We start from the raw sequence: 9255 nt of genomic DNA on the forward strand, positions 1-9255 counted from the left end.
GCGACGCTGTCAGTTTGAACGATCCCTCTATGTATATGCGAAGCTATAAAAAATCCCGAAAGATTACATTCGGGATCGGTGTTTTTATCGGGTATGTCAAAATAGCTGTATCAAAGCTCGTTAAATATCATGTGCATCAGCCTTTTCTTATCATTGAAGCTCTCTTCCAATGAAATCATGGTTTCCGTTCGATTAATACCGTCGATATCATCGATCATAAAGATGATATTCTTGGCATGGTTCGTATCCTTGGCCCTTATTTTACAGAAGATATTGAATTTGCCCGTGGTAATATGGGCAATGGTCACGTTCGGAATTTGCTCCAAGCGCTCCATCACGAATTTGGTCTGGTGCGTCTTTTCCAAATAAATACCGACATAGGCAATAAAGGCATATCCCAATTTCACATAGTCCAAAGTGAGCGAAGAACCCCGAATGATACCGGCTTCCTCCATTTTTTTTACCCTCACGTGGACCGTGCCTGCCGAGATAAGCAGTTTTTTAGCAATATCGGTAAAAGGTGTTCTGGTGTTTTCAATCAACATATCCAGAATCTGGTGGTCGATTTCGTCTAGTTTTACTTTTCCTGCCATGATACTTATCTATTTATTATTTCTTACACTATGCTTTAAAAAACCTTTCGAAGACTAGGATTTTTTTTGAATACGTATTCGTGACAAAAATAGAAAATTAAGAAATAATATGTATGAAAACACAATATTTTTTAACAGAAATGTAATAATTTTAGGCTTTTAAAGAAAAGTCTAAAATGTGGACAGAAGTTTAGCGAAAGTCGAATGTCCCTTAAGCGCCTTTAATTCACTATCGATCAGACAATTATATGTTTTATGACCATAATATCCATCCAGACTGCCCGTTTTATCGATCTTTGGCACAAAATCTATAGCTCCACAATTTAAGGTCTCAACGTAAAGAATGCCGATAGCATCCCCTTTTTTTAATGATGGAGCGATGATGTGGGCATTACGGATCAATATATCATAATATCGTTTTTGATTTTCAGGAATCAGAAAATAGTCCGATGGGTTCACTTCTGAAACTTTATCGTCGCTTATCACATGTAATGCGGTCCTTAAGGCCTGAAAAATATATTCCCTAGTCCGTTCCCTATCGTAATCGTCAGCATAATGTCCCGCTTCGAACAAGACAGTCGGTGTGTCGGTCATCTGAAAGGCGTCGCCTACACAGTTGGCGTTAAAGGTATCGTCGTACCTTCCAACCTGCCCGGGTATCTGTTTTTGTACCATCATGTTCATGGCCACTATGAGCTTCATACTTACCGAACGTGTTGGGGAAACGCTTCTTATTTCATCATGCGCCGGTGCCAAAAAGGATATTGTAGCCGGTTTCGAGGCATCGCCAACATTGAATATCGTGCGCTGATCGTGTAGATTGAAGCAGTAATCCGGCTGAAACCCATCGAATACGTTTCGCAATGCCCTGCTTTCCGGTTGGGTTCTTTGCTGTGCATCCCGGTTCAAATCGACTGCGTTGGCATTGACGCGGGTATAAGCTGCGGCACCATCGGGGTTTAAAATGGGAATAATCGTAATGGTACAACTTTTCAGAATGGTTTGGGTTTTAGGAAGGTCGGAATCCAGATAATTGATCAAATCTAAAACCGCCTTTGTCGTGGTGGACTCATTGCCATGCATTTGCGACCACATCAAAATCTTTATTGGTCCAGTTCCAATTACGATACTTCTTATCGGAAGTCCGAGGACGGATTTGCCCACCATCTTAACTTCAAATTTCCCTTTTATTTTTTCGAGAAATCCTTCAATATTCTTATTCACCACGTAACGCCCCAGTACGGATTTTTCTTTTATGGCTAGGTACTCGGATTGTTCTAGAGTCATCGGCAGGTTTTATTCACGCCACAAAAGTAATTGCTATATAAATTACAATTGTAAACACAAATTATTCACTTTTGTAAACGAATATACTATTGGTATTTGTGTTTTTTACAATTGTAAGCGTAGAAAATGAAAAAATAATGTTCCTAGATAAATTTCAATCCATATAATTATAAATCAATATTATGACATAATTTAACTAAACAATTACTCCTATTTTTTATGTTAATTTTTATAACTATTAAAGGGGTGTATTTCTAGTTTTAGTATATTTATCAGACAAATTTTTACAATGGTAAACAGTTCTGATTTTATTGAGCGTCTTGAGCATTTGCTCCAATATTACGATCTTAACGCCTCTGCTTTTGCCGATAAGATTCAAGTGCAACGCTCCAGTATCTCTCACCTCTTATCTGGACGCAATAAACCAAGTCTGGAATTTGTGCTGAAAGTGATAAAGAACTTTCCCGAAGTAAATCTGTACTGGTTGTTGAATGGCAAAGGAACATTTCCTTCGGAAACTTCTGGGAAAGTTTCCCCAACACCCCATCCGTCTGCAAAATCTGATGAAACTAATATCCAAGAAATAAAAAATCCAGGGAAAACTATTGAGCGAATCGTAATTTTCTATTCCGACGGAAGTTTTGAAGCCTACGACGATAGCAAATAGTGGTTATACTCGTGGAATTTCATTATTTTGCAGGGATGATAAAAAAAATTCTTTTATGCTGCCCTCTTTTAGTTAGTATGGTTTCGTGCTACCAGCCCCAAAGGGATTGTAAAACGGTCAAAAACGGAGAGTTTTCCTTTACCACAATCGTCGATGGCGAAGAAAAAACAACAACTTTCGTCCGTAACGATACCCTAGAAATCGATTATTTCGAAGGAAAAGTAGATACCTCTGCCGTACGATGGATCAACGACTGCGAATACGTCGTAAAAAAAATAAATCCCACAAATAAAGCCGAGGAAAAGTCCGTTCACATGAAAATTCTGTCCACGACCGATGATTCCTATACGTTCGAGTATGGTATTGTCGGACAAAGCAGGAAATCAAGAGGGACGGCAGTGATCAGTGGTAAGTAATTTTTTTCTAAGCTCGTTTAAATTATTACAAATGAAACGATTACTGTTGTTATTTTTAGTTACAAATATGGGTTTTATCGGTATGGCACAGTTGAAGCAAGTCGATTCCGGAATATACAAATGGGCAGAATTACCCACGAAGGAAGGTAATCAGCGCGTTGGCCGTAAAATTATGGAAGGTAGTTCACCTCATTTTAGTTTTTTGGAAATACATGCCACAACGCAAGATAAGGGAGCCAAACCCGCTCCCCCACATACCCAGAAAAATATAGAGGAATTGGTGATCGTAAAGGAAGGCAGACTAAAGCTGACGATGAACGGGAAAAGCGATGTGCTGCCCGAGGGAAGTGTCGGTCTGATTCCGCCTTTGACGGAACAGTCCATGGAAAATGTCGGAGACGTTCCGCTGACCTATTATATCATGATGTTTACGTCAAAAAAAGATATGGATATCCAAAGGGGACAAGAGGCCGGTGGACCGCTGTCCATCAATTTTGACGACCTGAAACCGGAAAAGACAGGCAAAGGACAATCTATATCATATTTCGAACGCCCAACGGCCATGTGCGAATACTTTGAAATGCATGTCACACAATTAGACCGTAAAGGCCCTAGCCATAAACCGCATTCCCATGTGGAATCAGAGATCATCATAGTTGTGGAAGGCGAAGCGGAAATGACTATAAACGGGGAGGCATATCAAGGAACAAAAGGTGATCTGTTTTTTGTAAAATCCAACGAAATACACGGCATATCGAATATTGGGGAAAACCCTTGCCGATATTATGCTTTTAAATGGAAATAAAAAAATAATCTTGTAGACATTGACGGTGAAATAGGGATGCATAGAGATCGCAGATAGCACGTCTATAGGTTGTATTAGGGTGCAAAACGCAAAAAATTGCGCTTCCATGGTTCAATTCGGTCGACTATAGGCCATCCCGGGATTCTTGGCTTTCTGCTCCCGAAATAGACGCTGTTGCTGCTTAACGGTCAAGGTAGTACCATCCGGGCTCCATCCCGGGGGGCCGAAGATATACATGAATTTGTGCCAGAATTTGTCTGCCTTTTTGACATCGGTCCAAATATCCTTGAACTCATGGGTCAATATCACGATCGGATTATAGGATTTTGGCGCGTGAATGACCCCGAACTTTACCTCAACATCGTCATCTAGCTCTTTCCATGTGCCGAAAATTTTATCAAAGAAATTTAGAAATCCCCCGTGGTTCTTATCGAGATACTCCACATTTTGGGAGTGGTGCACCTGATGCATCGTATGGGTATTGAAGATTTTTTCGACCCATCCCATTTTGGGAACATATTTGGAATGCAATTGAAACTGCCAGAGCGATTCAATGGCCAAAGCGACCACGACCATTTCCACCGGGAAGCCAATAGCGGGCATCCACATGTAAAAGAAAGGCTTATACAATAGTGTAAACCATCCGTTGCGTACGGCGGTTCCCAAATTAAAGTTATCCGAGGAATGGTGTACGATATGTGCGGCCCAAAGAATGCGTATCTCATGATTGGCCCGATGGAACCAATAATAGGTAAAATCGTCGGCCAATTGACAGAGCAACCATACATACCACGCATATCCGAAGGATTCATAGCCCATAATATTGGTACGGACGCCATCAATCTCCGGGTTAAAGAATTCGTAGGTGAGCGTGAATATTACAATAAGAAGGGTGACCTTGATCAACGGCCCTAAGATTGCCGAGCCGACGCCCATGGCGCCACTGGCCAACAAATCCTTCCAATCATAAAGGTCCTCATCGCCGTGGGTATGGCTATAGGTGAGCTCTAAAAGTATAAAGGCAATAAAACAGGGTACGCCGTAAACCAAGGGGTTCGTAAAATCCATTCAAAGTCAATTTTCGCCAAAGATAGGTATTATTGGACGCTTTAAGATTATTTCAACATTTATTCAATGCTCCGGATCAATCGAACAATGTCGGCTGATCATCACCGGCATCCTTTTTTGGTTTTTTTGGGGATTTACCTGTCGGTGTATCGTTAGGCTTCTTCTCTGGGGGATTATGCGATGATGAAGCGTCATCTGCCTGCTCTTGGTCGGATTGGGAATCTGAAATCCATTTTTCGGCACCTTCCTTCTCCCCAACTTCATCAACATTTTCTTCATCAACACTTTCTTCTTCAACGACTTCGATGTCCTCAGTTTTCGTCGGTTCGGGCGGTTCGTAGGGTAAAGGGGACAGTCCGTTTATTTCCAACACCTTATCTTTGGTCAATTGGTTGCCCATGGCCGTGATGCCCTTTACGGAAATAAATTCCTCGAGATGTAATACCCAGTTATCTTTCCGCTCCTGGCCACGCTTCTTGGCAAAAACGACTTCAACCCGGGGTAAATAGTCGGTCAAAAATCGCTCTAGATATGATTTGGGATGGTCGGTGAGGATGTTTTCTTCCTTATCTGGATTCTCGATCAGAAATCGTTTGACATAAAAAAGTTCTTTCTCACCTTCCCAATAAATGGCTGACAGCGGCTTTTCGGGAATCCATTTTTCAAGAATGACGATGTCTTCGTCAAAACGTAGGGTCAGTTCCGGCGTCACCGTTTTTACTAGTCCGCTCTGGTTGACGATCAGCAGGCGGTCCCCACTTCGGAATTCACCCATGTACTCACCGCGGTCATCGATGTTAAGGCGTTGCACCGTCTCGTCGAACCAGAGCTTACGGGGTTTTAGGGTCGAAAGTCCCTTTTCTTTGAGTTCGATTCGCTTTACAGGATATTTGGAAACGATATTCCCTTTAGTGTTCCGGCCTTTGATGAGCACATCGGCAAAATCGATATCCCACTTCAATTTTTTGATTTTTCCCGACTGGCGTAGGTTCACCGTTACGGTTTCCGCCTCGCCATTGGGGTTTCCGGAAAAATAGTATACGATTGTACCGGGCTTTCCTTTGCCGACATCGTACAGTTTTTCACGGGTAATACTGGTGACATTAAAGCGTTTGATGTACGTGCCGCCACTTTTGCCATCGCGATACACCATATTATAGATCGTACGCTTATCTTTTTTCTTAAAAATGGCGACGTAAATAATTCCCTTGCCCACAAATACTTTGGAGTCGACTTTAAAAATCATCATCTTCCCCTCTTTGGTAAAGGCGATGATATCATCGATATCGCTACAATCCGTCACATATTCCTCCCTTTTTAGAGACGTGCCCACGAAGCCTTCTTCGCGGTTGACGTAAAGTTTTGTATTGCGGATCACGACCTTCGTGGCCTCAATATCCTCGAACATGCGGATTTCGGATTTCCGTTCTCGGCCTTTCCCGTAGCGCTCCTTCAATCCGACGAAATACGCAATGGCATAGGCCACCAAATTTGCGAGATGATGCTTGACCTCTGCGATTTTCTGCTCGAGGTTCTCGAGGTTTTGCTGGGCCTTGTCCAAATCGAACTTGGATATCCGTTTGATCCGGATTTCCGTCAAGCGGATGATATCCTCTTCGGTCACGGCCCGTCTCAGGTTTTTGGTAAACGGCTTCAGGCCTTTATCAATAGCGGCGATGACGCCCTCCCAAGTTTCCTCTTCCTCGATATCGCGATAGATACGGTTTTCGATAAAAATGCGCTCCAGGGATGCAAAATGCCATTGTTCTTCCAATTCGGCGAGCTGTATTTCTAGCTCTTGCCGCAATAAATCGACTGTAGCATCCGTAGAACGCCGCAGCATTTCGGTCACGCCGATAAATAGGGGCTTATTGTCCTCTATAATACAGCCAAGGGGAGAAATCGACGATTCACAGGCCGTAAAGGCGTAGAGTGCATCGATGGTTTTATCGGGAGAAATTCCCGGCGGCAGGTGGACCACTATCTCCACTTCCGCAGCCGTATTATCCTCAATTTTTTTGATTTTTATCTTGCCCTTGTCGTTCGCCTTTAAGATGGATTCAATTAAAGTAGAAGTATTAGTTCCGTAAGGTATCTCACTTATTATCAGAGTGGTCTTAGTGTGCTGGGCTATCTTGGCCCGTACGCGTATCTTACCGCCCCGCAAGCCTTCTTTGTAATGGGTCACATCGATGATACCGGCAGTGGGAAAGTCTGGAAACAGCTTGAAACGTTTACCTTCCAGATGCTTTATGGAGGCATCTATGAGCTCTAAAAAGTTATGGGGCATGATTTTGGTAGAAAGTCCAACCGCAATACCTTCTGCCCCTTGCGCCAGAAGTAGTGGGAATTTCACCGGAAGGTTGACCGGTTCCTTATTCCGTCCGTCGTACGATTGTTGCCACTCAGTGATTTTGGGGCTGAATACTACCTCTAGGGCAAATTTGGAAAGCCGCGCCTCGATATATCTTGAAGCGGCAGCACTATCGCCGGTCAGAATGTTGCCCCAGTTGCCCTGGGTATCTATCAACAGCTCTTTTTGTCCGATCTGCACCATGGCATCGGCGATACTGGCATCACCATGCGGGTGATACTGCATGGTATGGCCAACGACATTCGCGACCTTGTTGTACCGACCGTCATCGAGATCCTTGAGCGAATGCATGATACGGCGCTGCACGGGCTTAAAGCCGTCTTCGATAGCGGGAACGGCACGTTCTAAGATTACGTACGAGGCATAGTCCAAGAACCAATCTTTGTACATGCCGGACACGCGGGTCAGGGCGTCTTGCGGCTCGCTGTCTTCGGTATTTTGACCTAAGGTTTCGATAGGGGTATCTTCAAGCTGATCGCCAGAAATGTCTTCATCATCAGCCGAAGTACGCTCCTCGCCGGCAGGCAGGCGTTCGTCTCCGGCAGACGGGTTTTGGTTTTCCTCCTCCCCTTCTTCTCCGGCAGGGAAGTTCAGTTCGTCATTTTCATCCATTCAAAAAGACTCGTATTATGGTATGCCACCTTTCGGAAGGCAGGTTTACAATTGGTTTCCTTCGATCAGGTCAACTTCTACTTTAAGGTTTTCAATGATGAATTCCTGCCGATCGGGCGTATTTTTACCCATATAGAATTTAAGTAGTTGTTCGATTGACATGGCCTTGTCCAACATTACCGGCTCCAGCCTAATATCATCTCCGATAAAGTGCTGGAATTCGTCCGGCGAGATTTCCCCTAATCCCTTAAATCGGGTAATTTCAGGTTTTCCGGACAGTTTTTGCATCGCATTCCTGCGCTCCTCCTCGCTATAGCAGTAAATCGTTTCTTTCTTATTTCGGACACGGAACAAGGGCGTCTGTAAAATGTACAGATGGTTTTCCTTGATCAGCTCGGGGAAAAACTGTAGAAAGAAAGTAATCAGCAGCAATCGGATATGCATACCGTCGACATCGGCATCCGTAGCGATTACAACATTGTTGTACCGCAAATCCTCCATCGATTCCTCGATATTCAGCGCGGCCTGCAGTAAATTGAACTCCTCGTTTTCGTATACGATTTTTTTGGACATGCCGTAGGAGTTCAGGGGCTTGCCCCTTAGACTAAAAACGGCCTGGGTATTTACGTCCCGGGATTTTGTGATCGACCCCGAGGCAGAATCGCCCTCGGTAATGAAAAGCGTGCTTTCAAGACGCCTGTCGTTTTTCATATCCTCCAGGTGCACCCTACAGTCCCGCAATTTTTTATTGTGCAGGTTGGACTTTTTGGCTCTGTCCCGAGCCAGTTTCCGAATACCGGACAGTTCTTTCCGCTCCTTCTCCGCCATGACGATCTTGCGCTGCAGCTTGTCCGCTGTCGCAGCGTTTTTATGCAGGTAATTGTCCAGATACTTCCCGATGAAATCGTTGATATAGGTCCGTACTGTGGGAAATTCCCCGCCCATATCCGTCGAGCCGAGCTTGGTCTGGGTCTGACTTTCGAAGAGTGGCTCCATCACCTTGATGGAAATAGCGGAAATGATGGACTTCCGGATATCGGAGGCATCATAGTTCTTACCATAAAAATCGCGGATGGTCTTCACCAATGCTTCCCGGAAAGCGGACTGGTGCGTACCGCCCTGAGTGGTATGTTGACCGTTTACGAAAGAATGGTATTCCTCATTGTACTGGGTCTTGCTGTGGGTAAGTGCCACTTCGATATCATCCCCTTTCAGGTGGATGACCGGATATAACATATCCTCGACATTGTTGTTTTCCTCCAAAAGATCTTTGAGTCCGTTATCCGAATAAAACTTTTCCCCGTTAAAAACAATCGTTAGTCCCGGATTGAGATAGACGTAGTTCTTGAGCATCAGCTCCACATATTCGTTGCGGTACTTGTATTTCTTGAAAATCGCCTCATCGGGAATAAAGGTGATCTTGGTACCCCGCC

General features: G+C 44.0%; 8 protein-coding genes. 3 read left to right on the forward strand and 5 right to left on the reverse strand.

Annotation, left to right across the window (positions count from 1 at the left end; all coding sequences use genetic code 11):
• Nucleotides 1-110 precede the first annotated feature (110 nt).
• Complete coding sequence (locus ACEW8S_RS19040; protein ID WP_373519689.1) at nucleotides 111-593, reverse strand: Lrp/AsnC family transcriptional regulator; 483 nt, start codon at nucleotides 591-593, stop codon at nucleotides 111-113.
• A gap of 171 nt (nucleotides 594-764) precedes the next feature.
• On the reverse strand, nucleotides 765-1880 hold the full coding sequence (locus ACEW8S_RS19045; protein ID WP_373519690.1) for a M14 metallopeptidase family protein: 1116 nt from the start codon (nucleotides 1878-1880) through the stop codon (nucleotides 765-767).
• A 289-nt stretch (nucleotides 1881-2169) separates the two neighbouring features.
• Between ACEW8S_RS19045 and ACEW8S_RS19050 the strand changes: the two genes are divergently transcribed.
• The 3 genes from ACEW8S_RS19050 to ACEW8S_RS19060 all read left to right on the forward strand — a co-directional run bounded on the left by ACEW8S_RS19050 (nucleotide 2170) and on the right by ACEW8S_RS19060 (nucleotide 3768).
• Complete coding sequence (locus ACEW8S_RS19050; protein WP_373519691.1) at nucleotides 2170-2547, forward strand: helix-turn-helix domain-containing protein; 378 nt, start codon at nucleotides 2170-2172, stop codon at nucleotides 2545-2547.
• Nucleotides 2548-2624: 77 nt separating this feature from the next.
• On the forward strand, nucleotides 2625-2963 hold the full coding sequence (locus ACEW8S_RS19055; RefSeq protein ID WP_373519692.1) for a DNA topoisomerase IV: 339 nt from the start codon (nucleotides 2625-2627) through the stop codon (nucleotides 2961-2963).
• A 31-nt stretch (nucleotides 2964-2994) separates the two neighbouring features.
• Nucleotides 2995-3768: a cupin domain-containing protein gene (locus tag ACEW8S_RS19060; protein WP_373519693.1), complete on the forward strand. Its 774-nt coding sequence runs from the start codon at nucleotides 2995-2997 to the stop codon at nucleotides 3766-3768.
• A 111-nt stretch (nucleotides 3769-3879) separates the two neighbouring features.
• Here ACEW8S_RS19060 and ACEW8S_RS19065 read toward each other — a convergent pair whose 3' ends face one another.
• From ACEW8S_RS19065 to ACEW8S_RS19075, 3 genes are all read right to left on the reverse strand, one after another.
• Nucleotides 3880-4836: a sterol desaturase family protein gene (locus ACEW8S_RS19065; protein ID WP_373519694.1), complete on the reverse strand. Its 957-nt coding sequence runs from the start codon at nucleotides 4834-4836 to the stop codon at nucleotides 3880-3882.
• Nucleotides 4837-4912: 76 nt separating this feature from the next.
• A complete protein-coding gene (locus ACEW8S_RS19070; protein WP_373519695.1) occupies nucleotides 4913-7822 on the reverse strand; it encodes a DNA gyrase/topoisomerase IV subunit A in 2910 nt (969 codons plus the stop codon).
• A 45-nt stretch (nucleotides 7823-7867) separates the two neighbouring features.
• The coding region (locus ACEW8S_RS19075) for a toprim domain-containing protein (RefSeq protein ID WP_373519696.1) at nucleotides 7868-9255 on the reverse strand (1388 nt) is incomplete at its 5' end.

This window comes from Pricia sp., assembly GCF_041745955.1.
Taxonomy (GTDB): domain Bacteria; phylum Bacteroidota; class Bacteroidia; order Flavobacteriales; family Flavobacteriaceae; genus Pricia.

What these genes read in the sequence shown, in the direction of transcription:
- ACEW8S_RS19040 (WP_373519689.1), bottom strand. Translation starts at nt 593, where the DNA reads ATGGCAGGAAAAGTAAAACTAGACGAAATCGACCACCAGATTCTGGAT.
- ACEW8S_RS19045 (WP_373519690.1), bottom strand. Translation starts at nt 1,880, where the DNA reads ATGACTCTAGAACAATCCGAGTACCTAGCCATAAAAGAAAAATCCGTA.
- ACEW8S_RS19060 (WP_373519693.1), top strand. Translation starts at nt 2,995, where the DNA reads ATGAAACGATTACTGTTGTTATTTTTAGTTACAAATATGGGTTTTATC.
- ACEW8S_RS19070 (WP_373519695.1), bottom strand. Translation starts at nt 7,822, where the DNA reads ATGGATGAAAATGACGAACTGAACTTCCCTGCCGGAGAAGAAGGGGAG.
- ACEW8S_RS19050 (WP_373519691.1), top strand. Translation starts at nt 2,170, where the DNA reads ATGGTAAACAGTTCTGATTTTATTGAGCGTCTTGAGCATTTGCTCCAA.
- ACEW8S_RS19055 (WP_373519692.1), top strand. Translation starts at nt 2,625, where the DNA reads ATGGTTTCGTGCTACCAGCCCCAAAGGGATTGTAAAACGGTCAAAAAC.
- ACEW8S_RS19065 (WP_373519694.1), bottom strand. Translation starts at nt 4,836, where the DNA reads ATGGATTTTACGAACCCCTTGGTTTACGGCGTACCCTGTTTTATTGCC.